The sequence below is a fragment of the Enterobacter sp. MGH 24 genome (assembly GCF_000493015.1).
GTDB lineage: Bacteria > Pseudomonadota > Gammaproteobacteria > Enterobacterales > Enterobacteriaceae > Enterobacter.
Map to the genome: position 1 here is coordinate 1,347,668 of NZ_KI535657.1, position 26,897 is coordinate 1,374,564.

General features: G+C 53.1%; 19 protein-coding genes, 1 tRNA gene and 3 rRNA genes. 11 read left to right on the forward strand and 12 right to left on the reverse strand.

Features of this window, described 5'->3' with window-relative positions:
• The first annotated feature begins 55 nt into the window (after positions 1-55).
• Positions 56-742 carry a porin OmpL gene (gene ompL / locus L370_RS15400; protein WP_023333894.1) on the forward strand — a complete coding sequence of 229 codons (687 nt, stop codon included), beginning with the start codon at positions 56-58 and terminating at the stop codon, positions 740-742.
• Between the two features lie 79 nt (positions 743-821).
• Here ompL and typA read toward each other — a convergent pair whose 3' ends face one another.
• Positions 822-2,645, reverse strand: a complete 1,824-nt coding sequence (gene typA / locus L370_RS15395) for a ribosome-dependent GTPase TypA (protein ID WP_023333895.1) — start codon at positions 2,643-2,645, stop codon at positions 822-824.
• A gap of 378 nt (positions 2,646-3,023) precedes the next feature.
• Between typA and glnA the strand changes: the two genes are divergently transcribed.
• From glnA to L370_RS23360, 4 genes are all read left to right on the forward strand, one after another.
• Positions 3,024-4,433, forward strand: coding sequence for a glutamate--ammonia ligase (gene glnA, locus L370_RS15390; RefSeq protein WP_023333896.1), 1,410 nt, complete (start codon positions 3,024-3,026; stop codon positions 4,431-4,433).
• A 170-nt stretch (positions 4,434-4,603) separates the two neighbouring features.
• Positions 4,604-5,653 (forward strand): nitrogen regulation protein NR(II), encoded by a 1,050-nt coding sequence (glnL, locus tag L370_RS15385; protein WP_023333897.1) that lies wholly within the window; start codon positions 4,604-4,606, stop codon positions 5,651-5,653.
• Between the two features lie 11 nt (positions 5,654-5,664).
• Positions 5,665-7,077: a nitrogen regulation protein NR(I) gene (glnG, locus tag L370_RS15380; protein ID WP_023309765.1), complete on the forward strand. Its 1,413-nt coding sequence runs from the start codon at positions 5,665-5,667 to the stop codon at positions 7,075-7,077.
• A 110-nt stretch (positions 7,078-7,187) separates the two neighbouring features.
• Positions 7,188-7,298 carry a YshB family small membrane protein gene (locus L370_RS23360; RefSeq protein ID WP_023333898.1) on the forward strand — a complete coding sequence of 37 codons (111 nt, stop codon included), beginning with the start codon at positions 7,188-7,190 and terminating at the stop codon, positions 7,296-7,298.
• A gap of 67 nt (positions 7,299-7,365) precedes the next feature.
• Here L370_RS23360 and hemN read toward each other — a convergent pair whose 3' ends face one another.
• Together hemN and yihI are read right to left on the reverse strand one after the other, a co-directional pair.
• Complete coding sequence (gene hemN / locus L370_RS15370; protein ID WP_023333899.1) at positions 7,366-8,739, reverse strand: oxygen-independent coproporphyrinogen III oxidase; 1,374 nt, start codon at positions 8,737-8,739, stop codon at positions 7,366-7,368.
• Positions 8,740-8,927: 188 nt separating this feature from the next.
• On the reverse strand, positions 8,928-9,443 hold the full coding sequence (gene yihI, locus L370_RS15365) for a Der GTPase-activating protein YihI (RefSeq protein WP_023333900.1): 516 nt from the start codon (positions 9,441-9,443) through the stop codon (positions 8,928-8,930).
• A gap of 577 nt (positions 9,444-10,020) precedes the next feature.
• On the opposite strand from yihI, the gene yihA reads away from it, so the two are divergent.
• The gene (gene yihA, locus L370_RS15360) at positions 10,021-10,650 is read left to right on the forward strand and encodes a ribosome biogenesis GTP-binding protein YihA/YsxC (RefSeq protein WP_023309768.1); all 630 of its coding nucleotides are present in this window, start codon (positions 10,021-10,023) and stop codon (positions 10,648-10,650) included.
• A gap of 311 nt (positions 10,651-10,961) precedes the next feature.
• Here the strand turns inward: yihA and polA are convergent, their stop codons facing one another.
• Positions 10,962-13,754 (reverse strand): DNA polymerase I, encoded by a 2,793-nt coding sequence (gene polA / locus L370_RS15355; protein ID WP_023333901.1) that lies wholly within the window; start codon positions 13,752-13,754, stop codon positions 10,962-10,964.
• Positions 13,755-14,194: 440 nt separating this feature from the next.
• Here polA and L370_RS15350 point away from each other — a divergent pair, with 440 nt between their 5' ends.
• Positions 14,195-15,103, forward strand: a complete 909-nt coding sequence (locus L370_RS15350; RefSeq protein WP_023333902.1) for an acyltransferase — start codon at positions 14,195-14,197, stop codon at positions 15,101-15,103.
• Positions 15,104-15,126: 23 nt separating this feature from the next.
• Here L370_RS15350 and dsbA read toward each other — a convergent pair whose 3' ends face one another.
• The 3 genes from dsbA to L370_RS15335 all read right to left on the reverse strand — a co-directional run bounded on the left by dsbA (position 15,127) and on the right by L370_RS15335 (position 17,109).
• Positions 15,127-15,750 (reverse strand): thiol:disulfide interchange protein DsbA, encoded by a 624-nt coding sequence (gene dsbA, locus L370_RS15345; RefSeq protein WP_023333903.1) that lies wholly within the window; start codon positions 15,748-15,750, stop codon positions 15,127-15,129.
• Positions 15,751-15,777: 27 nt separating this feature from the next.
• Positions 15,778-16,764 (reverse strand): serine/threonine protein kinase, encoded by a 987-nt coding sequence (locus L370_RS15340; protein WP_023333904.1) that lies wholly within the window; start codon positions 16,762-16,764, stop codon positions 15,778-15,780.
• 75 nt (positions 16,765-16,839) lie between these two features.
• Entirely contained in the window at positions 16,840-17,109 is a 270-nt protein-coding gene (locus L370_RS15335; RefSeq protein ID WP_008501866.1) for a YihD family protein, read from the reverse strand.
• Between the two features lie 68 nt (positions 17,110-17,177).
• Between L370_RS15335 and mobA the strand changes: the two genes are divergently transcribed.
• A complete protein-coding gene (gene mobA / locus L370_RS15330) occupies positions 17,178-17,762 on the forward strand; it encodes a molybdenum cofactor guanylyltransferase MobA (RefSeq protein WP_023333905.1) in 585 nt (194 codons plus the stop codon).
• Complete coding sequence (mobB, locus tag L370_RS15325; RefSeq protein ID WP_023333906.1) at positions 17,759-18,262, forward strand: molybdopterin-guanine dinucleotide biosynthesis protein MobB; 504 nt, start codon at positions 17,759-17,761, stop codon at positions 18,260-18,262. Before mobA ends, mobB begins: the two co-directional genes overlap by 4 nt.
• Positions 18,263-18,359: 97 nt before the next feature.
• Here the strand turns inward: mobB and rrf are convergent.
• The 4 genes from rrf to L370_RS15305 form a co-directional block, all read right to left on the reverse strand.
• Positions 18,360-18,475 (reverse strand): 5S ribosomal RNA (gene rrf, locus L370_RS15320).
• A 72-nt stretch (positions 18,476-18,547) separates the two neighbouring features.
• Positions 18,548-21,453, reverse strand: a 23S ribosomal RNA gene (locus L370_RS15315).
• A gap of 192 nt (positions 21,454-21,645) precedes the next feature.
• Positions 21,646-21,721, reverse strand: a tRNA-Glu gene (locus tag L370_RS15310).
• Between the two features lie 85 nt (positions 21,722-21,806).
• Positions 21,807-23,346 (reverse strand): 16S ribosomal RNA (locus tag L370_RS15305).
• The 16S, 23S and 5S rRNA genes sit together here with 1 tRNA gene alongside, the layout of an rRNA operon.
• 454 nt (positions 23,347-23,800) lie before the next feature.
• Between L370_RS15305 and L370_RS15300 the strand changes: the two genes are divergently transcribed.
• The gene (locus L370_RS15300; RefSeq protein ID WP_023333907.1) at positions 23,801-24,508 is read left to right on the forward strand and encodes a FadR/GntR family transcriptional regulator; all 708 of its coding nucleotides are present in this window, start codon (positions 23,801-23,803) and stop codon (positions 24,506-24,508) included.
• Positions 24,505-25,938, forward strand: a complete 1,434-nt coding sequence (gene mdtD, locus L370_RS15295; protein WP_023333908.1) for a multidrug transporter subunit MdtD — start codon at positions 24,505-24,507, stop codon at positions 25,936-25,938. The genes L370_RS15300 and mdtD overlap by 4 nt, the downstream gene beginning before the upstream one ends.
• On the opposite strand, the gene rbsR is transcribed toward mdtD, so the two are convergent.
• Positions 25,904-26,896, reverse strand: coding sequence for a ribose operon transcriptional repressor RbsR (rbsR, locus tag L370_RS15290; RefSeq protein WP_072163920.1), 993 nt, complete (start codon positions 26,894-26,896; stop codon positions 25,904-25,906). The two genes, mdtD and rbsR, sit on opposite strands and share 35 nt — an antisense overlap.
• Position 26,897: the final 1 nt, after the last annotated feature.

The window sequence follows — 26,897 nt, forward strand, 5'->3', positions numbered from 1 at the left end:
TTCCTTCCTGTTAATCAGGAGGGAGGCCTTTCTGTACCTGATACATGGACAAATTATGAAAAGAATCATTACCGTACTGATCGTGTCGTCTGTGTCCTGCCCGGTATTTGCCGGAGCGTATGTCGAAACGCGTGAAGCCTACAATACGGCCTCTGAGCTGCACGAGGTGATCCTGCGCGCGGGATATAACTTCGATATGGGCGCGGGGCTGATGTTCACCAACGCCTATAACGTGGGGAAATGGGATGAGCTCAAGCACAGCTATAACGAAATAGAGGGGTGGTATCCGCTCTTCAAACCGACCGACAAACTCACCTTCCAGCCCGGCGGATTAATTAACGACAGCAGCGCAGGGTCCGGCGGTGCGGTTTATTTAGATACCAACTACAAATTTACGGACGGGTTTAATCTGACGTTCCGCTATCGCTATAACCATAACAATTACGATACGCCGGACTATAACGGGCAGATGGATAAAAACGACACGCACGAGTTTGCCAACTACTGGAATTTCAAAGTGACGGATGCGTTTTTCTACACCTTTGAGCCGCATTTTTTCCAGCGGGTGAATGATTACCACAGCAAAAATGGCAAGGACCATCACTGGGAGATTACCAATAAGTTCAGCTATAAGATCGACAGAAACTGGCTGCCGTATCTCGAACTCCAGTGGCTGGACCGATGGAATGATTACAATCGCGAGCAGTACCGGATTCGCCTGGGGTTAAGGTACTCGTTCTAATAAAAAAGCCGCTGATCGCTCAGCGGCTTTTTCGTTGCCGGGTGGCGCTCACGCTTACCCGGCCTACGGCATAACCGTATTACTCTTCTTTCGCACCGCGCATCGCACGTTTACGATCGTTCTCGGTCAGGTGACGTTTACGGATACGAATTGACTGTGGAGTCACTTCGACCAGTTCGTCATCATCAATGAATTCCAGAGCCTGCTCCAGAGTCATCTTGATCGGTGGAACCAGAACCGTTGCTTCGTCAGTACCGGACGCACGCATGTTGGTCAGTTTCTTACCGGTCAGGCAGTTTACGGTCAGGTCGTTAGAACGACTGTGAATACCGATGATCTGGCCTTCGTAAACTTCAGCACCGTGACCCAGGAACAGCTTACCGCGATCCTGCAGACCGAACAGCGCAAACGCAACCGCTTTACCCTGACCGTTGGAGATCAGCACGCCGTTGTTACGCTGGCCCACTTCGCCCGGACGAACGTCGTCGTAGTGGCTGAAGGTGGAGTACAGCAGACCGGTACCGGAGGTCATGGTCATGAACTCTGAACGGAAGCCGATCAGACCACGGCTTGGGATCACGTAGTCGAGACGTACGCGGCCTTTGCCATCTGGATTCATGTTTTTCAGGTCGCCTTTACGCTCACCCAGAGCCTGCATCACAGAACCCTGGTGCTGCTCTTCAACGTCCAGCGTTACGTTTTCGAACGGCTCTTGTTTACGGCCGTCGATTTCGCGGAAGATTACTTTCGGACGGGAAACCGCCATTTCGAAACCTTCACGACGCATGTTCTCGATCAGAACAGACAGGTGCAGCTCACCACGACCCGAAACGCGGAATGCATCGGCATCCTGAGTTTCTTCAACGCGCAGCGCAACGTTGTGCACCAGCTCTTTGTTCAGGCGGTCAAGGATCTGACGAGAGGTAACGAATTTACCTTCTTTACCACAGAACGGAGAGGTGTTGACGTTGAAGAACATGGATACGGTTGGTTCATCAACGGACAGGGCTGGCAGCGCTTCGACGTTCTGCGGATCGCAGATGGTGTCGGAGATGTTCAGTTCACCCAGACCGGTGATAGCGATGATGTCGCCCGCTTCCGCAACGTCACTCTCGATACGCTCAAGACCCAGGTGAGTCAGTACTTTACCGACTTTACCGTTACGGGTTTTGCCTTCGCTATCGATGATAGTAACCTGCTGGTTAGGCTTCACTTTACCGCGCTTGATACGACCAATGCCGATTACGCCAACGTAGTTGTTGTAGTCGAGCTGAGAGATCTGCATCTGCAGGGTGCCGTCGAGATCGACGTTTGGCGCAGGAACACGGTCAACAATCGCCTGATACAGCGGGGTCATGTCTTCAGCCATGTCTTCGTGGTCCAGACCTGCGATACCGTTCAGCGCAGAGGCGTAAACGATAGGGAAGTCCAGCTGCTCGTCGGTCGCGTCGAGGTTAACGAACAGGTCGAAGACCTGGTCAACAACCCAGTCAGGACGCGCGCCAGGGCGGTCAACTTTGTTGATAACAACGATTGGCTTCAGACCATGGGCAAAAGCTTTTTTGGTCACGAAGCGCGTCTGTGGCATTGGGCCATCCATTGCGTCAACGACCAGCAGAACGGAGTCTACCATGGACATTACACGTTCAACTTCACCACCGAAGTCGGCGTGCCCTGGGGTATCAACGATGTTGATACGGTAGTCATTCCATTTAATCGCGGTGTTTTTCGCGAGGATGGTAATCCCACGCTCTTTCTCCAAATCGTTGGAGTCCATCACGCGTTCTTGGGTTTCGGCACGCGCATCAAACGTACCGGATTGCTGCAGCAGCTTGTCAACCAGAGTAGTTTTACCATGGTCTACGTGCGCGATGATGGCGATGTTACGCAAATTTTCGATCACAACTTTGCCTCAGGCATTTAGAAATAGCGCGTTATTGTACACGGATTAATCGCACTACAAAACAGGATCACAAACATCCCCCGCAAACAAGTATTGCAGAGATGCTTTGTGATCGCTTTCACGGAGCGGTAAAAGGGCACTTTAACGTAAATTGCACCAATATGGTGCTCAATGTTCACATTGAAGCACTATACTGGTGCAACAAATCCATCGTGGTGCAGCCCTTTTGCACTATGGTGCGCATGATAACGCCTTTTTGGGGTGTTTTAAAAGTTGGCACAGATTTCGCTTTATAAAAAATACATGGCACCAGCCAGTACAAACAGAAATTGAAGACCTCGTTACCACGACGACAATGACCAATCTGGAGAGTTAAGTATGTCCGCTGAACACGTTTTGACGATGCTGAACGAACATGAAGTGAAGTTTGTTGATCTGCGCTTCACCGATACCAAAGGTAAAGAACAGCACGTCACAATCCCTGCTCATCAGGTGAACGCCGAATTCTTTGAAGAAGGCAAAATGTTTGACGGCTCCTCCATTGGTGGCTGGAAAGGCATTAACGAATCCGACATGGTTCTGATGCCGGACGCGACCACTGCGCTCATTGACCCGTTCTTCGAAGAACCCACTCTGATCATCCGTTGCGACATCCTCGAGCCAGGCACCCTGCAGGGCTACGACCGCGACCCACGCTCTATCGCAAAACGTGCTGAAGAGTACCTGCGTTCTACCGGCATCGCGGACACCGTTCTGTTCGGACCAGAGCCAGAGTTCTTCCTGTTTGACGACATCCGTTTCGGCGCTTCAATTTCTGGTTCCCACGTGGCTATCGACGACATCGAAGGCGCATGGAACTCTTCCACCAAATACGAAGGTGGTAACAAAGGTCACCGTCCTGGCGTGAAAGGCGGTTACTTCCCGGTTCCTCCGGTTGATTCTTCACAGGACATCCGTTCTACCATGTGTCTGATCATGGAAGAGATGGGCCTGGTGGTTGAAGCGCACCACCACGAAGTGGCGACCGCTGGCCAGAACGAAATCGCTACCCGCTTCAACACCATGACCAAGAAAGCGGATGAGATTCAGATCTACAAATACGTTGTGCACAACGTTGCGCACCGTTTCGGTAAAACCGCGACCTTCATGCCAAAACCAATGTTTGGCGATAACGGTTCCGGTATGCACTGCCACATGTCTCTGTCCAAGAACGGGACCAACCTGTTCTCTGGCGACAAATATGCCGGTCTGTCCGAGCAGGCGCTGCACTACATCGGTGGTGTTATCAAACACGCTAAAGCGATCAACGCCCTGGCGAACCCAACCACCAACTCCTACAAGCGTCTGGTCCCAGGCTACGAAGCACCGGTGATGCTGGCCTACTCTGCCCGTAACCGTTCTGCTTCTATCCGTATCCCGGTTGTTGCTTCTCCGAAAGCGCGTCGTATCGAAGTTCGCTTCCCGGACCCAGCGGCTAACCCATACCTGTGCTTCGCAGCACTGCTGATGGCCGGTCTGGACGGTATCAAGAACAAGATCCACCCGGGCGAAGCGATGGACAAAAACCTGTACGACCTGCCGCCAGAAGAAGCGAAAGAGATCCCACAGGTTGCTGGCTCTCTGGAAGAAGCCCTCCAGGCGCTGGACGCAGACCGTGAGTTCCTGACTGCGGGTGGCGTGTTCACAGATGAAGCGATTGACGCTTACATCGCTCTGCGTACTGAAGAGAACGACCGCGTGCGTATGACTCCGCACCCGGTTGAGTTCGAACTGTACTACAGCGTTTAATAAAGTTGTTTTACCCGGCGTGACAAGCGCCGGGAGTAGTTGCCGTGGAAACTTTTAGCCCATCTCCGGATGGGCTTTTTTCTCCACCAACAACCTGATCTCACGCGCTTTTTACGCCGAAAACGCTATACTGCACTAAATTAGTGCAAACGACTCCAGGAGACTGCTGAATGGCAACTGGCACGCTGCCCGATGCTGGGCAGATCCTCAATTCTTTGATTAACAGCATCTTGCTGGTCGATGACGAGCTGGCCGTTCATTACGCCAACCCGGCGGCGCAGCAGCTGCTTGCCCAAAGCGCACGTAAACTGTTTGGCACCCCGCTTCCTGAACTCCTGAGCTATTTTTCGCTGAATATTGGCCTGATGCAGGAAAGTTTGCAGGCGGGTCAGGGGTTTACCGATAACGAAGTGACGCTGGTGATCGACGGGCGCTCGCACATTCTGTCGCTGACCGCGCAGCGTCTTCCTGATGGGATGATCCTGCTGGAAATGGCGCCGATGGATAATCAGCGTCGACTGAGCCAGGAGCAGCTTCAGCATGCGCAGCAAATTGCCGCCCGTGACCTGGTGCGCGGTCTGGCGCATGAAATCAAAAACCCGCTGGGTGGATTACGCGGCGCGGCGCAGCTTCTGACCAAGGCGCTGCCCGACCCCGCGCTGGCGGAATATACCAACGTCATCATTGAGCAGGCGGACCGTCTGCGGAATCTGGTAGACCGTCTTCTTGGGCCACAGCAGCCGGGAATGCACGTCACTGAAAGCATCCATAAAGTGGCTGAGCGGGTGGTGAAGCTCGTCTCAATGGAGCTGCCGGAGAACGTCACGCTGGTACGTGATTACGACCCAAGCCTGCCGGAACTGGCCCATGACCCGGACCAGATTGAGCAGGTCCTGTTGAATATTGTGCGTAATGCCCTGCAGGCGCTGGGACCTGAAGGGGGCGAGATTATTTTACGCACCCGCACCGCCTTCCAGCTCACGTTACACGGCGTGCGCTACCGGCTGGCGGCCCGAATCGACGTTGAGGATAACGGGCCCGGCATTCCATCGCATCTGCAGGATACCCTGTTCTACCCGATGGTAAGCGGTCGCGAAGGCGGTACCGGCCTGGGCTTATCCATTGCCCGCAGTTTGATCGATCAACACTCCGGGAAAATTGAATTTACCAGTTGGCCGGGACATACCGAGTTTTCGGTTTTCCTGCCGATTAAAAAATAAAGGTGACGTTTATGCAACGAGGGATAGTCTGGGTAGTCGATGACGATAGCTCCATCCGTTGGGTGCTTGAACGCGCGCTCACAGGGGCGGGATTAAGCTGCACGACGTTTGAGAGCGGCAGCGAAGTGCTCGACGCACTCACCACCAAAACGCCAGATGTTCTGCTTTCGGATATTCGTATGCCGGGCATGGACGGGCTGGCGCTGTTAAAGCAGATCAAACAACGCCACCCTATGCTTCCGGTCATCATAATGACCGCGCACTCCGATCTGGATGCCGCAGTGAGCGCCTATCAGCAAGGGGCGTTCGATTACCTGCCCAAACCGTTTGATATCGACGAAGCGGTGGCGCTGGTTGAGCGCGCGATTAGCCATTATCAGGAGCAGCAACAGCCGCGCCACGCGCCTGATTTTGGGCCAACGACAGACATCATCGGCGAAGCGCCGGCGATGCAGGACGTGTTTCGCATTATTGGTCGTTTGTCCCGCTCGTCCATCAGCGTATTAATTAACGGTGAATCGGGAACCGGTAAAGAGCTTGTGGCGCATGCATTGCACCGCCACAGCCCGCGGGCAAAAGCGCCATTCATCGCCCTGAATATGGCGGCGATCCCGAAGGATTTGATTGAGTCCGAACTGTTCGGCCATGAAAAAGGGGCATTTACCGGCGCAAATACCATTCGCCAGGGGCGCTTCGAACAGGCTGACGGCGGCACGCTGTTCCTGGATGAAATCGGGGATATGCCGCTGGATGTCCAGACCCGCCTGCTGCGCGTGCTGGCCGACGGGCAGTTTTATCGCGTGGGCGGCTATGCGCCGGTGAAGGTGGACGTGCGTATTATCGCCGCGACCCACCAGAACCTGGAGCAACGCGTGCAGGAAGGCAAATTCCGCGAGGATTTATTCCACCGTCTGAACGTCATCCGCGTTCATCTGCCGCCGCTGCGTGAGCGTCGGGAAGATATTCCCCGCCTGGCACGCCATTTCCTGCAGGTGGCCGCCCGCGAGCTGGGTGTGGAAGCCAAGCAGCTTCACCCGGAAACCGATGCCGCTCTGACGCGTCTGGCGTGGCCGGGCAACGTACGTCAGCTGGAAAACACCTGCCGCTGGCTAACCGTGATGGCAGCCGGGCAGGAAGTGCTGATTCAGGATTTACCGGCCGAGCTGTTTGAAGCGACCGCACCTGAAAGCAGTACCGGGCACGCGCTGCCGGACAGCTGGGCGACGCTGCTGGCGCAGTGGGCCGACCGCGCGCTGCGTTCCGGTCATCAAAACCTGTTGTCTGAAGCTCAGCCAGAGATGGAGCGTACGCTGTTAACCACCGCGCTTCGTCATACGCAGGGTCATAAGCAGGAAGCCGCTCGCCTGTTGGGATGGGGACGTAATACCCTGACGCGCAAGCTTAAAGAGCTGGGAATGGAGTGATCGTACATCCCTGTGTAAAGGTTATTAATTGAGCGCAAATTGCCGTTATTTTGCGCTTTACTGTTCCGATGAGTTTTGTATGATCGTGCCCGGAAATTGGGGGGAAGATCATGCTGGAAACAATCGTGAATATGCTCTCTAGCGGAGCCGCTGAAAGCCACACGCCACAAACAGCCGTTGCGGCTATGTTGTGTGCGGCGCTGGTTGGGCTGTTTAGCTAACGGGGTTGAACGTAAAAGCCGGGTGGCGGCTTCGCCTTACCCGGCCTACGTTTTGCGCTTTTGCGGCTTAAATCACCCGCGAGAACTGCTGCAGTCGCGCTTTCTGGCGCAGATACGCGTCAAAGCACATGCAGATATTACGAATCAACAGACGCCCTTTCGGCGTGACCTCAATCGCGCTCTCCGACACATCCACCAGCCCGTCTTTCGCCAGCGGTGCAATCAGCTTCAGGTCTTCCGCAAAATAATCGCTGAAGTGCAGATCCCACTGCGACTCAACGTCGCCGAAATCGAGACGGAAGTTGCAGATAAGCGCCTTAATGACATCCCGACGGATGCAGTCGTCGCGCGTTAACGCAATGCCGCGCCACAGTGCGCTGCCGGTCTCATCAACCTGCTGATAGTACAGCTTCAGCTCTTTCTGGTTCTGCGCGTAACAGTCGCCAATCATGCTGATAGCGGAAACGCCCATCCCCAGTAAATCGGTATCGCCCTGGGTTGTGTATCCCTGGAAGTTACGGTGCAGAACGCCTTCCCGCTGAGCAATCGCCAGTTCGTCATCCGGACGGGCAAAGTGATCCATCCCGATAAACTGATAGCCGGTTTCGGTCAGCGAGGTGATGGTTTCCTGCAGAATATCCAGCTTCTGCTGGGCAGAAGGCAGATCGGCATCTTTAATTTTGCGCTGGGCGGCAAAGAGCGTCGGCAGATGCGCATAGTTAAAGACGCTCAGGCGGTCCGGGTTGAGTTCGGCCACGCGCTTCAGGGTGAAGGCGAAGCTTTCCGGCGTTTGCTTTGGCAGGCCGTAAATCAGGTCGATATTGGTCGAGGTGAAACCAATCTCACGCGCGTGGTTGAGTAAGGCGAAGATAAACGCTTCGTCCTGTTCGCGGTTCACCAGACGCTGAACCTCTTTATTGAAATCCTGCACGCCCATGCTCAGACGATTGAAGCCTTCGGCGCGTAAGTGATCCAGTACATCCAGCTCAATTTCACGCGGATCGACCTCGATCGAGATTTCAGCGTCGGCGTTAAAACTGAAATTGCCGCGCAGCAGGGTCATCAGGCGGCTGATTTGCGCTTTATTCAGATAGGTTGGCGTGCCCCCGCCCCAGTGAAGCTGGCTGACGTGACGGCCAGCAAACAGCGGCGCACGATGGACAATTTCTTGTTCGAGCGCATCAAGATACTGGTCGGCTTTGTGCTGCTGACGGGTAACGATTTTATTGCAGCCGCAGAAGTAACACAGCTTATGGCAGAACGGAATATGGACGTAGAGCGACAGCGGACGCTCAGGATAGCGCGCGACAGCCTGCTGAAAATCATCCTCGCCGAAGGCATCGGAGAACTCCAGCGCGGTGGGGTATGACGTATAACGCGGCCCGGAATAGTTATATTTCTGGATTAGGGCCAAATCCCAGTCGATAGTTGGTGCTGACATGCTCACTCCTTCCGTTGGTGTCGCGTTCGTATACGGCGGCCCGTTCTGGCCCCATTGCGGGCCATCACTCGGGTGCGCAACCACTTCTGTCGCCGCGACAACCGCCGTAGTTTAACGAATAACCACACCAGATAACATATAACCGGAAGGGTTATAAGCAGGACTATCGTGCCTGCCGGGTGCAAATGTTAGTTTCCACCCTTCAGAAGACGCATCATATCTTCCTGCTTCTCGTCTTCTTCTTCATCTTCGTCATCGTCGTATGACAGGCCCAGCTTCTGCATCAGTTCATCGATACGATCCAGTTTGGCATCCACCCATGACTGCTCTTCAGCGGTCAGGGTTTCACCCTCTTCAAGACGTTCCAGCAGCGCGTCCAGGCGCTCATCGTTCTCCAGCAAATCCAGCTCAGCCTGCGGTGAAAGCATAGGTTTCTCGCTCTTTGGTTTGTGCTGCTTAGTGACCGGGGTGTCTGTCACGCCCAGTGGAATGGGAGTTTTACTGCCGATACGAGGGTCTTTCTGCTGTTTGCCTTTTGCAGAAGCACCCGCTGCACCACCACCGTTGGCACGGCTACCCGCAGCATGACCGCGATGTTTTTTGTCGCGTTTACGATCGCGCGCTTCCTGGTTCAGTTCTTCGCGCGTTTTGCGGCGTGCTTTTGCAGGGCGTTTCGCGCCTGCTGCGGTGGTCGGTTTTTTCATGATGTTTTATCTTTAAGCCGTTTTATTCAGTATAGAATTGCGGCGAAATCTAGCAGAAAGCAAGCAAAGAAAAAAGGCGACAGAGCAATCTGTCGCCTTTTTTCCTGACTCACAACCCTTAGCGGGTCAGACATTCCATGTTTGCCAACAACAAACCCTGTTTATCCCTTGGCTAATACCGTCCGTGATACGGTTCCATTTCCTGTTAAAACGCCTCCAGGCGCTGGTCATCCTGACAATCCTGCGTCTTCGCCTCCTGGCGTTCCTGACCCTTGTCCTTAAGTCGATATCCTGCTGGCTTCCTCGCCCTGACGCACACTTTACCTTGTTCCGTTAAACTAACAAGCAACGAAACGGTACAAAAAGGGATTTTCAGATAATTACCTGGAAATAAGATTATGATTTAAAACAGTTTGGCTTTTTTGACGCCTGCGAATTCTCTGAAATCTCCCATAGCATCATTAGCCGATCTCTCACACCGGTTGGGGTATTCGCCTACAGCTCATCGCAATCAGAAAAGCCTTTTGCCTGCATTCGGGTATAATCCCCTTCAGATTACGATTTTGGAGACGACCACGTGACTACCTGGAACTACCAACAGACGCATTTTGTCACCAGTGCGCCCGATATTCGCCACCTTCCTTCTGATACCGGTATTGAAGTGGCATTTGCTGGCCGCTCCAATGCGGGGAAATCCAGCGCCCTGAATACGCTGACCAATCAGAAGAGCCTGGCGCGTACCTCAAAAACACCTGGCCGTACCCAGCTGATTAACCTGTTTGAAGTGGCAGAAGGCAAACGCCTGGTCGACTTACCGGGCTACGGTTACGCGCAGGTACCGGAAGAGATGAAAATCAAGTGGCAGCGTGCGCTGGGTGAATACCTGGAAAAACGCCTGTGCCTGAAAGGTCTGGTGGTGCTGATGGATATTCGCCATCCTCTGAAAGATCTGGATCAGCAGATGATCGACTGGGCTGTAGCAAGCGATATCGCCGTGCTGGTGCTGCTGACGAAAGCCGATAAGCTGGCGAGCGGCGCGCGCAAAGCGCAGGTGAATATGGTTCGCGAAGCGGTGCTGGCGTTCAACGGTGATGTGCAGGTTGAACCGTTCTCCTCGCTGAAAAAGCAGGGCGTGGACAAGCTGCGTCAGAAGCTCGATACCTGGTTTAGCGAGCTGGAACCCGCGACGGAAGCGGAAGAAGAGTAATACCGAACGCGGCGATAGCCGCGTTTTTTTTGCCTGAATTTTTCTTTGCCGCAATAAAAAACGCCCCAGTCATTACTGACTGGGGCGGCTAAAATATTCAGCCAAATCCGATTACGTGAAGTAAAAGGTCTGAAAGATAGAACATCTTACCTCTGTACCCTACGCCGATAACTCTACCCCTTTTTGTGCTGCAGAAAAAGCACTTTTTGTAGTTTTTTTTCATTCTTTACATAGGGAATTCTAATGATCGTCACAAAACGCGCGTTGTTATGTTGCAAACTTACATAAAAAGCGCGTTATGCGAAGAACCGTTAGTGAGCCTGATCCCAGTTTTCGCCACTTCCCACTTCCACCAGCAACGGCACGTCAAGCGTCATACTGCTTTCCATCAGTTCGTGGATCTTCTTCGACACGGCGTCGAGGTCGTCTTTGTGCACTTCAAATACCAGTTCATCGTGTACCTGCATGATCATTTTCACGCGAGGCTGCTCTTTTTCCAGCCAGGCATCAACGGCGATCATTGCGCGCTTAATAATGTCCGCCGCGGTACCCTGCATCGGGGCGTTGATCGCCGCACGCTCTGCGCCAGCGCGACGCGCCGCGTTGCTGGATTTGATGTCCGGTAAGTAGAGACGGCGGCCATCCAGGGTTTCGACGTAACCTTTTTCCTTCGCCTGCGCGCGGGTGCGTTCCATATATTCCAGCACGCCCGGATAACGCTCGAAGTAGAGATCCATATACTTCTGCGACTCTTTACGCGGAATATTGAGCTGGCGCGAAAGACCAAATGCACTCATGCCGTAAATCAGACCGAAGTTGATCGCCTTAGCACTGCGGCGCTGCTCGTTGGTCACGCTGTCCAGCGGCAAGCCGAAGACTTCCGCCGCGGTTGCCCTGTGGATATCTTTTCCTTCGGCAAACGCGGTCAGCAGGCCTTTGTCGCGGGACAGATGCGCCATAATGCGCAGCTCAATTTGCGAGTAGTCAGCAGAGACAATCAGATAATCCTCTGGTGCGATGAAAGCCTGGCGAATACGGCGGCCTTCTTCATTACGTACCGGGATGTTCTGCAGGTTAGGATCGGTTGATGAGAGACGACCGGTCGCCGCGACAGCCTGATGATACGACGTATGTACGCGACCCGTTTTCGGGTTGATCATGAGCGGGAGCTTGTCGGTATAGGTAGACTTCAGCTTCGCGAGACCACGGTACTGCAGAATCACTTTTGGCAGCGGGTAATCCAGCGCCAGCTCTTCCAGCACCTCTTCAGAGGTTGACGGTGCGCCGCCTGGGGTTTTCTTCAGCGGCTTGATGCCCTGCTTTTCAAACAGAATGGTTTGCAGCTGCTTCGGTGAAGAGAGGTTAAACGGCTCGCCTGCAAGCTCATGCGCTTTTTGCTCGAGCTCGGTCAAACGCTGCGCCAGCTCCCCGGAGTGGTTATGCAGCACCGTTGGGTCGATTTTCACGCCGTTACGTTCAATGCGTGACAGCACGGGAACCAGCGGCATTTCGATATGCTGGAACACGTTCAGCGGACCTTCATGCTTCTGCAGTTTTGGCCACATCTTCAGGTGCAACTGCAGCGTGACATCAGCGTCTTCCGCCGCGTAGCGCCCCGCCTCTTCAAGAGCAATCTGGTTAAAGGTGAGCTGATTTTTCCCTTTCCCGGCAATCTCTTCAAAGGTGATGGTTTTGTGCTTGAGCCAGCGGTCAGATAAGGAATCCATATCATGACGGCCCGCGACGCTGTCCAGAATGTAGGATTCAAGCATGGTGTCGAAGGCAATCCCGCGCAGTTCAATGCCGTAGTTTTGCAGAATGCCGCGGTCGTACTTGAGGTTTTGCCCAACCTTGAGCGCCTTTTCGTCTTCCAGGATCGGCTTCAGCAGTTCAAGCACGCGTTCACGGGAAATTTGCTCCGGCGCATCCAGGTAATCGTGCGCCACAGGAACGTAGGCGGCAATACCCGGTTCTGTCGCAAATGACAGGCCAACCATATTGGCTGAGATGTTATCGAGACTGTCAGTTTCGGTATCAAAGGCAAAGACCGGCGCCTTTTTCAATTTCTCGATCCAGGCGATCAGCTGCGACTCTTCAAGAATGGTTTCGTAGTTGTCGAAGGAAAGCACCACGGCTTCTTCTTCCGCCTGCTCTTCTGCGTCAACGACGATCGTCTCCTTCGGCTTAGCAGCAGGTTTGGCCCCTTTTGCCTGTAGCCATTTACCGGCTTCCACGTCAGTGATCCAGCGCTTGAATTCGTATTTCTTAAACAGGCTCAGCAGATCGTCAGCGGAAGGCTGTTGCACTTCAAGCTGCTCACAGCCCAGCTCCAGTTCGACATCGGTCTTGATTGTCGCCAGCTTATAGGAGAGATAAGCCACCTCTTTGTTCTCTTCCAGTTTTCCGGCCATGGTTTTTGCGCCACGGAAGGAGAGACCGGCGATTTTATCCGATTCCGCGTATAGCGTATCCAATCCGCCCAGCCCCTGAAGCAGCGCCTGCGCGGTTTTTTCACCGACGCCAGGGACACCCGGGATGTTATCCGAGGAGTCGCCCATCAACGCGAGGAAGTCGATAATCAGTTCAGGCGGCACGCCATACTTAGTGACCACCTCTTCAGGCCCCAGAATGGTGTTGGTCATGGTGTTAATCAGGGTGATACCTGGCGTCACCAGCTGCGCCATATCTTTATCACCGGTGCTGATCAGTACAGGACGGCCCATTTTTTCGGCTTCACGCGCCAGCGTGCCGATGACGTCATCAGCTTCCACGCCAGAGACGGCCAGCAGCGGCAGCCCCATCGCTTTTACCATGGTGTGCAGCGGCTCAATCTGCGCACGCAGATCGTCAGGCATTGGCGGACGGTGAGATTTGTAATGCTCAAACAGCTCATCGCGGAAGGTTTTACCTTTCGCATCAAAGACCACAGCCGCATGAGTTGGCTGATACTGAAGGATCAGGCTGCGCAGCATGTTGAGCACGCCGTACATTGCGCCGGTGGGTTCCCCTGCGCTATTGGTCAGAGGAGGAAACGCATGGTATGCCCGATACAGGTAAGAAGAGCCATCGACGAGAATAAGAGGGTTTTCTGGGATCTGAACCATAATGTCCGTGCCTTTAATCAATTTATGGTTAAAGGATGCCACAGAAGGATGAAAACATCAGTTATTAGCGCCAGATACAGGAAAAGATTTTGCGATCGTGAGGATCGCTCGCAAAAATCAAACTGTGGATAAGTTTGTGCATATTTTCACTTCATATGAATAACAGACGTAAAAAATACATATGAGTTAATTTTTAGATCTTAATTATCATGCTGTTATGGCAATAGATCTTATCGATATGGTCAACTGATGGCAATTTAGTCTATGTGGATATAAGCCTTGCTAAGCGCAGAATCACAGTGAAATATTCTACGTCAGGGTAAAAGCGGTCAAATCATCACGTGAAAGCACCATTAATTTGTCTGTTTTCTGATAAAATCAGCGCCCGGCGTCGCATAGCCTGCCGCTCACTTACAGCTAACTATCTGAAAAAGCTCATCATGCCGAGATTGCTCGCAGCAATAACATTACTCTTAAGCATCATTTTAACTATTCTGGTGACGGTCGCCTGCTCTGTGCCAATCATTGTCGCCGGGATCATAAAACTTCTGCTGCCTGTCCCTGTGGTGTGGCGAGCCGTGTCCGCATTTTGTAACTTCATGATGTACTGCTGGTGCGAAGGACTGGCGATCCTGCTATGCCTGAACCCGCATCTGAAGTGGGATGTCAAAGGACTTGAAGGTCTTAACAAGAAGAACTGGTACCTGCTGATCTGTAATCACCACAGCTGGGCGGACATCGTGGTGTTATGCGTGCTTTTTCGCAAACACATCCCGATGAACAAATACTTTCTGAAACAGCAGCTCGCCTGGGTGCCTTTTATCGGGCTGGCCTGCTGGGCGCTCGATATGCCATTTATGAAACGCTATTCGCGCAGCTATTTGATTCGTCATCCCGAGCGCCGCGGCAAAGATGTTGAGACCACGCGCCGTTCCTGCGAAAAGTTTCGCGCGCATCCAACGACCATCGTGAACTTTGTTGAAGGCTCCCGGTTTACGGAAGAGAAGCATCAACAAACGCGCTCTCCTTACCAGCATCTTCTGCCGCCGAAGGCGGCGGGTATTGCGATGGCGCTTAACGTACTGGGATCTCAGTTCGATAAACTCCTGAACGTCACGCTCTGCTATCCGGAAAATAATAAGACGCCGTTCTTCGATATGCTCAGCGGCAACCTGACGCGCATTGTTGTGCGTGTCGATCTGGTCCCGATTGATGCCGAGCTGCACGGTGATTACGTTAACGATAAGAATTTCAAACGTCGTTTCCAGCAGTGGCTTAATACGCTCTGGAAAGAGAAAGACGAACAGATAGACAGTATTAAATCTTCATACAAAAACGCCGGTCAGTGACCGGCGTTTTTACATCAATAAAATTACTTCTTCTCAACCAGGTATTTCACGGTATCAGCATACTGCTGTACGAAGATATCCATGCTGCTGGTGTCCATGCCCTGCATGTTCAGCTGGTATTTGCCGTTAACAAACATCGCCGGAACGCCCTGAAGCTGGAGGTCAGCAGCCGCTTTTTCCTGCTGAGCCACCAGGGATTTCACCACAAAGCTGTTCCATGCTGCGTCATACTCTTCACCTTTCACGCCAGCATCAACGAACACTTTACGGATATCCGCAGTAGTCTGAACGGTCTGGGTTTTCTGTACGGCTTCAAACATTGGCGCAGTGATTTTATCTTCCACGCCCAGTGCCATCGCGACCGCCCATGCCTGAGTCAGGTCTTTACCCAATGGGCCCAGGAACTCGACGTGGTACTTGGTCATTTTGGTGCCTTCTGGCAGCTTTTTCTTCACGTTGTCAGACACATGCAGAACCTGCTCGAACTGATAGCAGTGTGGGCAATAGAACGAGAAGAACTCCAGAACCTGCGGCTCACCAGCAACCGGCTTTTCCAGCGTGGTAAACTGTTTACCATCGGTAAACTGCGCAGCAGAAGCGCTAAATGCCAGAATCATACCTGCCAGCGCCAGCCAAATTTTTTTCATGATTAACTCTCTCCTGGGTGTGTCCAATTAATACATCGGCGTTAATTGCAGAGGGGGTTCCTGAAGAACCTTGACCTGCTCAGTAAATGTAGATATCTGGCTGCGCCAGTAATCCTCTCCGGTAAGCCACGGGAAATTCCGGGGAAATGCGGGATCGTCCCAACGCCTGATTAACCATGCGAGATAATAAACAAAACGCATCGCACGTAAAGGCTCAATCAGGGCAATTTCGTCTGAATTAAACGGGCTAAATTCTTCATAAGCTTCAATAATGGTTTCAAGCTGAATGCGTTGCTCGGCTTTGTCGCCATTGAGCAGCATCCACAGGTCCTGAACCGCTGGCCCCATACGCGCATCATCGAGATCGACAAACAGCGGGCCATCACGCCAGAGGATATTTCCGGCATGACAATCGCCATGCAGGCGCAGGACGGGAATATCGTCGCGCCAGCAGGTTTTCACTGCAGCAATGAGCTTATCGGTGGCGTTGAGGAAATCATCCTTTAACGCAGTGGGGATCAGGGCAGACGTTTCGAATATTTTGCGCGGTTCAAGAAGGTATTCCTGAATCCCGATAGTCGGGCGGGCAATAAAGGCTTTTTTGCGTCCCGTCTGGTGTATACGCCCCAGATAGCGAGCCACCCATTCCATCTGATCGATATTATCCGCCTCAAACTGGCGACCACCCAGACTTGGGAATACAGCGTAATAAAACCCTTCGTGCGTGAGGAGCGTCTGGTTATTGAATTTTAGCGGTGCGGCAACGGGGACATCGTCATCCAGCAGATCGTGAGCAAACTGATGCTCTTCCTGAATTTGTTCTGCGGACCAGCGTTCAGGACGATAGAACTTTACGACGAAGCGCTGGCGCTCCTCATCCTGAAATTGATAGACGCGGTTTTCGTAGCTGTTTAACGGTGTTAGCCCGGAATCCACCCGAATACCCTGTTCAAACAGGGCATCCATAATGGTGTCCGGGTGTAATGTCTGGAAAGTAAAAGCCTGGTCGTTCATCCGATCATCCGGAAATTATACGAATGATTCAGGATATCATCTTGTGGCGATTTCGGTGCCGCCGCTTACAAGCTTTTACTCTTTAATTACGCCTCGGGCGCGCAATAATGCGGTCTTAAAATCTTCCTCATAATCCTTCTGAATACCAGGAATAACAGCATCTTTGGCAGAGTCACGCATTTTAAGGTGGTAGATCAGGATGTCGTCAGAAAGGTCTGCCAGATCGCCGTCAAAACCTGACTCTTTCGCCAGTTTCTGTAAAAATTGCATCAGATTTAGCTCTGGCTCTTTTTGCCAGGCGGGCTGGAGGAGTTCAATGACTTCATTCAGACGTTTACATTTCATGGTGGTGCTCCTTTCATTTAGAGTGACACGTTAGCAGGGTCAATCCCACAATAAAAGAGGCGATATTCGTGAATCTTAGCCAGGAAATCATTGGGGTCGTTCTGGCAGGTGGCAGAGCGACGCGAATGGGCGGAAAAGATAAGGGGCTTCAACGCCTGAACGGCAAACCCTTATGGCAATGTGTCGCTGATACGCTCGCAGGCCAGGTATCGACAATGGTCATCAGCGCTAACCGGCATATCGATACTTACCAGCTCAGCGGGTACGCCGTTTACCAGGATATCCTTGAGGATTTCCCGGGACCGTTAGCCGGTATGCTTTCGGTCATGCAACAGTCTCGCGGAGAGTGGTTTATCTTCTGTCCCTGCGATACCCCGTTTATTCCGTCCTGTCTTGTCGAGCGTTTGTTACAGCTTCGCGGTACGGCTCCTGTGGTTTGGGTACATGACGGCGAGCGTGATCATCCTGCTATCGCATTGATGCACCGATCGCTAGTACCTTCCCTGCAGGCCTATCTGGCTGCGGGAGAGCGCAGGGTGATGGCTTTTATGCGCGGGTCTGGCGGCCATCCCGTTGATTTTAGCGATTTGAAATCAGCATTTGTGAACGTGAATACGCCTGACGATTTGCAGATGATGCAGGAGAAAAGATGATACCTGTTGTAGCCATTTCCGCCTGGAGTGGGACCGGGAAAACCACGCTGCTGAAAAAGCTCATTCCTGCGCTTTGTGCCAGAGGTATCCGTCCAGGATTGATTAAGCATACCCACCATAATATTGATGTCGATAAACCGGGAAAAGACAGCTTTGAGCTGCGTAAAGCGGGCGCGGCACAGACGATGGTGGCAAGTACTCAACGCTGGGCGTTGATGACAGAAACGCCGGATGAGGCGCCGCTGGATCTCGCTTATCTGGTCAGCCGAATGGATCATGCCACGCTGGATCTGGTGCTGGTTGAAGGATTTAAGCATGAGGCCGTGTCTAAGATCCTGCTGTTCAGAAGCGATGCAGGGCATGATTTCAGCGAGTTAACCCTGGATGAGCATGTGATTGCGGTGGCCAGTGATGTTGTATTGCCGCTAGAAGTTCCGGTGCTGGATTTAAATGATGTGGATGGAATTGCAGAGTTTATTGTGGCGTGGAGTACGGTCTGACTTGCCGGGTCGCGGCTTTGCCTTACCCGGCCTACCGTTTTGTGGCTTATAAACGCAAAAAGGCCATCCTTCCGGATGGCCTCTTCACTTATTTGATGCCTGGCAGTTCCCTACTCTCACATGGGGAGACCCCACACTACCATCGGCGCTACGGCGTTTCACTTCTGAGTTCGGCATGGGGTCAGGTGGGACCACCGCGCTAAAGCCGCCAGGCAAATTCTGTTAAATCTGTATCAAAGCTGAAAATCTTCTGTCTCTCGTCCGCCGAAACAGCTTCGGCGTTGTAAGGTTAAGCCTCACGGTTCATTAGTATCGGTTAGCTCAACGCATCGCTGCGCTTACACACCCGACCTATCAACGTCGTCGTCTTCAACGTTCCTTCAGGAGACTTAAAGTCTCAGGGAGAACTCATCTCGGGGCAAGTTTCGTGCTTAGATGCTTTCAGCACTTATCTTTTCCGCATTTAGCTACCGGGCAGTGCCATTGGCATGACAACCCGAACACCAGTGATGCGTCCACTCCGGTCCTCTCGTACTAGGAGCAGCCCCCCTCAATTCTCCAGCGCCCACGGCAGATAGGGACCGAACTGTCTCACGACGTTCTAAACCCAGCTCGCGTACCACTTTAAATGGCGAACAGCCATACCCTTGGGACCTACTTCAGCCCCAGGATGTGATGAGCCGACATCGAGGTGCCAAACACCGCCGTCGATATGAACTCTTGGGCGGTATCAGCCTGTTATCCCCGGAGTACCTTTTATCCGTTGAGCGATGGCCCTTCCATTCAGAACCACCGGATCACTATGACCTGCTTTCGCACCTGCTCGAGCCGTCACTCTCGCAGTCAAGCTAGCTTATGCCATTGCACTAACCTCCTGATGTCCGACCAGGATTAGCTAACCTTCGTGCTCCTCCGTTACTCTTTGGGAGGAGACCGCCCCAGTCAAACTACCCACCAGACACTGTCCGCAACCCGGGTAACGGGTCTACGTTAGAACACCAGCCATTAAAGGGTGGTATTTCAAGGGCGGCTCCACGCAGACTGGCGTCCACGCTTCAAAGCCTCCCACCTATCCTACACATCAAGGACCAGTGTTCAGTGTCAAGCTATAGTAAAGGTTCACGGGGTCTTTCCGTCTTGCCGCGGGTACACTGCATCTTCACAGCGAGTTCAATTTCACTGAGTCTCGGGTGGAGACAGCCTGGCCATCATTACGCCATTCGTGCAGGTCGGAACTTACCCGACAAGGAATTTCGCTACCTTAGGACCGTTATAGTTACGGCCGCCGTTTACCGGGGCTTCGATCAAGAGCTTCGCGTTGCCGCTAACCCCATCAATTAACCTTCCGGCACCGGGCAGGCGTCACACCGTATACGTCCACTTTCGTGTTTGCACAGTGCTGTGTTTTTAATAAACAGTTGCAGCCAGCTGGTATCTTCGACTGATTTCAGCTCCACCCGCAGGGGCTTCACCTACATATCAGCGTGCCTTCTCCCGAAGTTACGGCACCATTTTGCCTAGTTCCTTCACCCGAGTTCTCTCAAGCGCCTTGGTATTCTCTACCTGACCACCTGTGTCGGTTTGGGGTACGATTTGATGTTACCTGATGCTTAGAGGCTTTTCCTGGAAGCAGGGCATTTGTTACTTCAGCACCGTAGTGCCTCGTCATCACACCTCAGCGTTAATAAACGACCGGATTTACCTAATCGTTCCGCCTACATGCTTAAACCGGGACAACCGTCGCCCGGCTAACATAGCCTTCTCCGTCCCCCCTTCGCAGTAACACCAAGTACAGGAATATTAACCTGTTTCCCATCGACTACGCCTTTCGGCCTCGCCTTAGGGGTCGACTCACCCTGCCCCGATTAACGTTGGACAGGAACCCTTGGTCTTCCGGCGAGCGGGCTTTTCACCCGCTTTATCGTTACTTATGTCAGCATTCGCACTTCTGATACCTCCAGCATGCCTCACAGCACACCTTCAACGGCTTACAGAACGCTCCCCTACCCAACAACGCATAAGCGTCGCTGCCGCAGCTTCGGTGCATGGTTTAGCCCCGTTACATCTTCCGCGCAGGCCGACTCGACCAGTGAGCTATTACGCTTTCTTTAAATGATGGCTGCTTCTAAGCCAACATCCTGGCTGTCTGTGCCTTCCCACATCGTTTCCCACTTAACCATGACTTTGGGACCTTAGCTGGCGGTCTGGGTTGTTTCCCTCTTCACGACGGACGTTAGCACCCGCCGTGTGTCTCCCGTGATAACATTCTTCGGTATTCGTAGTTTGCATCGGGTTGGTAAGCCGGGATGGCCCCCTAGCCGAAACAGTGCTCTACCCCCGAAGATGAGTTCACGAGGCGCTACCTAAATAGCTTTCGGGGAGAACCAGCTATCTCCCGGTTTGATTGGCCTTTCACCCCCAGCCACAAGTCATCCGCTAATTTTTCAACATTAGTCGGTTCGGTCCTCCAGTTAGTGTTACCCAACCTTCAACCTGCCCATGGCTAGATCACCGGGTTTCGGGTCTATACCCTGCAACTTAACGCCCAGTTAAGACTCGGTTTCCCTTCGGCTCCCCTATACGGTTAACCTTGCTACAGAATATAAGTCGCTGACCCATTATACAAAAGGTACGCAGTCACACCACGAAGGTGCTCCCACTGCTTGTACGTACACGGTTTCAGGTTCTTTTTCACTCCCCTCGCCGGGGTTCTTTTCGCCTTTCCCTCACGGTACTGGTTCACTATCGGTCAGTCAGGAGTATTTAGCCTTGGAGGATGGTCCCCCCATATTCAGACAGGATACCACGTGTCCCGCCCTACTCTTCGAGTTCACAACCTGTGTGTTTTCGTGTACGGGACTGTCACCCTGTACCGTGCGACTTTCCAGACGCTTCCACTAACACACAAGCTGATTCAGACTCTGGGCTGCTCCCCGTTCGCTCGCCGCTACTGGGGGAATCTCGGTTGATTTCTTTTCCTCGGGGTACTTAGATGTTTCAGTTCCCCCGGTTCGCCTCGTTAACCTATGTATTCAGTTAACGATAGTGCAACGAATTGCACTGGGTTTCCCCATTCGGACATCGCCGGGTCAAAGGTTCATATCACCTCGCCGGCGCTTTTCGCAGATTAGCACGTCCTTCATCGCCTCTGACTGCCAGGGCATCCACCGTGTACGCTTAGTCGCTTAACCTCACAACCCGAAGATGTTTCTTTCGATTCATCATCGACTTGCGAAAATTTGAGAGACTCGAACACACATAACATGTGTGTCGTTTCAATTTTCAGCTTGATCCAGATTTTTAAAGAGCAAATATCTCAAACGTCACCCGAAGATGAGTTTTGAGATATGACGGCAGGTGACTTTCACTCACGAACCAGCAAGTGGCGTCCCCTAGGGGATTCGAACCCCTGTTACCGCCGTGAAAGGGCGGTGTCCTGGGCCTCTAGACGAAGGGGACGTGTAAGTCTCAATCGCAAGACGCCTTGCTATTTACTTTTCATCAGACAATCTGTGTGAGCACTACAAAGGCAGGTTCTTTAAGGTAAGGAGGTGATCCAACCGCAGGTTCCCCTACGGTTACCTTGTTACGACTTCACCCCAGTCATGAATCACAAAGTGGTAAGCGCCCTCCCGAAGGTTAAGCTACCTACTTCTTTTGCAACCCACTCCCATGGTGTGACGGGCGGTGTGTACAAGGCCCGGGAACGTATTCACCGTAGCATTCTGATCTACGATTACTAGCGATTCCGACTTCATGGAGTCGAGTTGCAGACTCCAATCCGGACTACGACGCACTTTATGAGGTCCGCTTGCTCTCGCGAGGTCGCTTCTCTTTGTATGCGCCATTGTAGCACGTGTGTAGCCCTACTCGTAAGGGCCATGATGACTTGACGTCATCCCCACCTTCCTCCAGTTTATCACTGGCAGTCTCCTTTGAGTTCCCGGCCTAACCGCTGGCAACAAAGGATAAGGGTTGCGCTCGTTGCGGGACTTAACCCAACATTTCACAACACGAGCTGACGACAGCCATGCAGCACCTGTCTCAGAGTTCCCGAAGGCACCAATCCATCTCTGGAAAGTTCTCTGGATGTCAAGAGTAGGTAAGGTTCTTCGCGTTGCATCGAATTAAACCACATGCTCCACCGCTTGTGCGGGCCCCCGTCAATTCATTTGAGTTTTAACCTTGCGGCCGTACTCCCCAGGCGGTCGACTTAACGCGTTAGCTCCGGAAGCCACGCCTCAAGGGCACAACCTCCAAGTCGACATCGTTTACGGCGTGGACTACCAGGGTATCTAATCCTGTTTGCTCCCCACGCTTTCGCACCTGAGCGTCAGTCTTTGTCCAGGGGGCCGCCTTCGCCACCGGTATTCCTCCAGATCTCTACGCATTTCACCGCTACACCTGGAATTCTACCCCCCTCTACAAGACTCTAGCCTGCCAGTTTCGAATGCAGTTCCCAGGTTGAGCCCGGGGATTTCACATCCGACTTGACAGACCGCCTGCGTGCGCTTTACGCCCAGTAATTCCGATTAACGCTTGCACCCTCCGTATTACCGCGGCTGCTGGCACGGAGTTAGCCGGTGCTTCTTCTGCGGGTAACGTCAATCGACAAGGTTATTAACCTTATCGCCTTCCTCCCCGCTGAAAGTACTTTACAACCCGAAGGCCTTCTTCATACACGCGGCATGGCTGCATCAGGCTTGCGCCCATTGTGCAATATTCCCCACTGCTGCCTCCCGTAGGAGTCTGGACCGTGTCTCAGTTCCAGTGTGGCTGGTCATCCTCTCAGACCAGCTAGGGATCGTCGCCTAGGTGAGCCGTTACCCCACCTACTAGCTAATCCCATCTGGGCACATCTGATGGCAAGAGGCCCGAAGGTCCCCCTCTTTGGTCTTGCGACGTTATGCGGTATTAGCTACCGTTTCCAGTAGTTATCCCCCTCCATCAGGCAGTTTCCCAGACATTACTCACCCGTCCGCCGCTCGTCACCCGAGAGCAAGCTCTCTGTGCTACCGCTCGACTTGCATGTGTTAGGCCTGCCGCCAGCGTTCAATCTGAGCCATGATCAAACTCTTCAATTTAAGTTTGATGCTCGTGAATTAAACTTCGTAATGAATTACGTATGTTCACTCAGAGACTTGGTATTCATTTTTTGTCTTTCGACGTTAAGAATCCATGTCACTTTGAGTGCCCACACAGATTGTCTGATAAATTGTTAAAGAGCAGTGCCGCTTCGCTTTTCGCAGCGGCGCGGGGTGTGCATACTACGCTTTCCCGCTTCAGAGTCAAGCGTTTATTTTCGCTTTTCTCTGCTGACCCGGCGGCGTGCGTGCCGTTGTTCCGTGTCAGTGGAGGCGCATTATAGGGAGTTATTCCGATGTGACAAGAGGAAATTTAAAAAAAGATTCTGTCCGCGTTTTTTTTCACCAATAGAGGTGAAATCAAGCTACAAATTGTTCTATTTGATGTATCTGCAACCACAATCACATTCGAGGTGGCATAATTATCAGCATGAATCTTTAAGGAATAAAAGCGATGCCATTAAGCGCACAACAGCTGGCCGCCCAAAAAAACCTGTCGTACGTGCTGGCAGAAAAGCTGGCTCAGCGGATTTTAGCGGGTAAATATGCCCCCGGTAGCATCCTGCCGGGTGAGATGGAGCTGGGTGAGCAGTTTGGGGTGAGCCGTACCGCCGTGCGCGAAGCGGTGAAAACCCTGACGGCAAAAGGTATGGTGCTTCCACGTCCTCGTATTGGCACACGCGTGATGCCCCAGAGTAACTGGAATTTTCTCGATCAGGAGCTGCTCTCCTGGTGGATGACGGAAGATAACTTTCATCAGGTCGTCGATCACTTCCTGGTGATGCGCAGCAGCCTTGAACCTCAGGCGTGTCTGCTTGCCGCCACGCTAGGAACAGCAGAACAGAAAGCACAGCTTAACGTGCTAATGGAAGAGATGGTGTTCCTGAAAAAGCACTTCAACCGCGAACGCTGGGTTGAGGTCGATATGGCCTGGCATGAACACATCTATATGATGAGCGCCAATCCGTTCCTCACCTCTTTTGCCTCTTTATTTCATTCGGTGTACCACACCTACTTTACCTCTATTACACAAAACGAAGTGGTAAAACTGGATTTGCATCAGGCGATAGTGGATGCCATTCAGGAAAGCGACGGGCAGCGAGCCCTGAGTGCGTGCCAGGCATTGCTGGCCGCGCCAACCCACCAGCAGGTAAATAAATGACAAAGAAAAAAGCGCGCAGCATGGCCGGATTGCCGTGGATTGCAGCCATGGCGTTTTTTATGCAGGCACTGGATGCCACCATCCTCAACACTGCGCTTCCCGCTATTGCACAAAGCCTTAATCGCTCCCCGCTGGCGATGCAGTCCGCCATCATCAGCTACACCCTGACGGTCGCAATGTTAATTCCGGTCAGCGGCTGGCTGGCCGACCGCTTTGGCACCCGCAAAATTTTCATGCTGGCCGTAACGCTCTTTACGCTCGGTTCGCTGGCCTGTGCGCTCTCCTCATCCTTAACAGAGCTGGTTATCTTCCGCGTATTACAGGGCATTGGCGGCGCGATGATGATGCCGGTGGCGCGCCTTGCCTTGCTGCGAGCCTACCCCAGGAGCGAACTGCTTCCCGTGCTCAACTTCGTCACCATGCCAGGCCTGGTCGGCCCGATTCTAGGCCCGGTACTCGGTGGCGTGTTTGTCACCTGGGCAAGCTGGCACTGGATCTTCCTGATTAATATTCCGATTGGCGTTGCTGGGCTGCTGTATGCCCGTAAATATATGCCGAACTTCACCACGCCAAGGCGCAGCTTCGACATGGGCGGCTTTTTCCTGTTTGGCCTGAGCCTGGTTCTGTTCTCCAGCGGGATGGAATTGTTCGGTGAGAAAATCGTGGCGACGTGGCTGGCCCTGTCCGTCATCCTCGCCGGGATTCTGCTGTTCCTTCTTTATATACGTCACGCGCGCCGTCACCCGACGCCGTTAATCTCCCTCGGGCTCTTTAACACCCGAACGTTTTCCGTAGGGATTGCGGGCAACATTGCTTCACGTCTGGGAACAGGCTGCGTACCGTTCCTGATGCCATTGATGCTGCAGGTGGGTTTCGGCTACCCGGCTCTGATTGCCGGCTGCATGATGGCGCCTACGGCGATGGGCTCGATTCTGGCAAAATCCACCGTGACGCAGGTGCTACGCTGGTTTGGCTATCGTAAGACGCTGGTCGGCGTGACGGTCTTTATCGGCCTGATGATTGCGCAGTTCTCGCTGCAATCCGCGGCGTTACCCGTCTGGATGCTGATCCTGCCGCTGTTTGTGCTGGGGATGGCGATGTCAACGCAGTTCACGTCGATGAACACCATCACCCTTGCGGACCTGACCGACGAGAACGCCAGTAGCGGCAACAGCGTGCTGGCGGTAACGCAACAGCTGTCGATCAGTTTAGGGGTTGCCGTGAGTGCAGCAGTGCTGAGGTTTTATGAGGGTTTCGACAGCGCAAATACCGTTGAGCAGTTCCACTATACCTTTATCACCATGGGCGCACTTACCGTGGTATCGGCGCTGGTCTTTATGCTGTTAAAACCGAAAGACGGCCGAAACCTGATTAAAGAGCGTCACAAAGAGAAAGCTAAACCGAACCGCGTTCCATCAGAACAGGAGTAAGCTGCAGGCGTTGCTGCTGCAGCGTGGGCTGCGCCATACGGTGGATCAACACATCGATGGCCAGCTCGCCCAGTTCATCCTTCGGCTGATGAATAGTGGTCAGCGGCGGCGTCATGTAACGGGCAAGTTCGATATCATCGTAGCCAATCACCGCCATATCGTCCGGCACGCGTAGTCCCGCCTGGTACAACGCCTGATAGGCACCAAACGCCATTGCATCGTTACCAATAAAGACCGCCTGCGGGCGCTGCGCTTGCGTCAGCAGTTTCTGCATTGCCTCGAAGCCACCGTTAAATTCAAAGTCGCCGGTGATCCGGTAGCCATCAGGAATGGCGAGTCCTGCTCGTTCCATGGCGGAGAGATACCCTTCCAGACGCAAACGCGCCGGAGTTTTATCCAGCGGGCCGGTAATACAGGCGATGCGGGTATAGCCTTTATCAATCAGATGCTGCGTCGCCATATCACCGCCCAGCAGGGAGTTATCCTGAATGAGATCGCTGGTTCCATCAAACGGCGCCCAGTCCATCATCACTGTGGGAATCGAGGGATAGCGCTGGATGATCTCTTTCGAAGGCTGGTGCGTTTCGGTGCAGAGCAGGAGTAGCCCGTCGACGCGTTTTTGCATCAGCGTCTCCAGGTTACGATTCATACGCTGCTCGTCACCCTCGGTATTGCACAGCACCAGGCTGTAGCCACGCTCGAAGCAGCTGCGCTCCACGCCGCGAACCAGTTCTGAATAAAAGGGGTTGGTACTGGCGGTGATCAGCATACCGATGGTGCGCGTCTGGTTGAGCTTAAGGCTGCGCGCCAGCGCAGACGGCGCATAGTTGAGATCTTTTACCGCAGCTTCAACTTTCTCCCGAATCGCCTCGCTGACGAAGCGATCGTTGTTTATAACGTGAGAGACCGTCGAGGTAGAAACGCCCGCCATGCGGGCGACATCTTTCATTGTGGCCAAG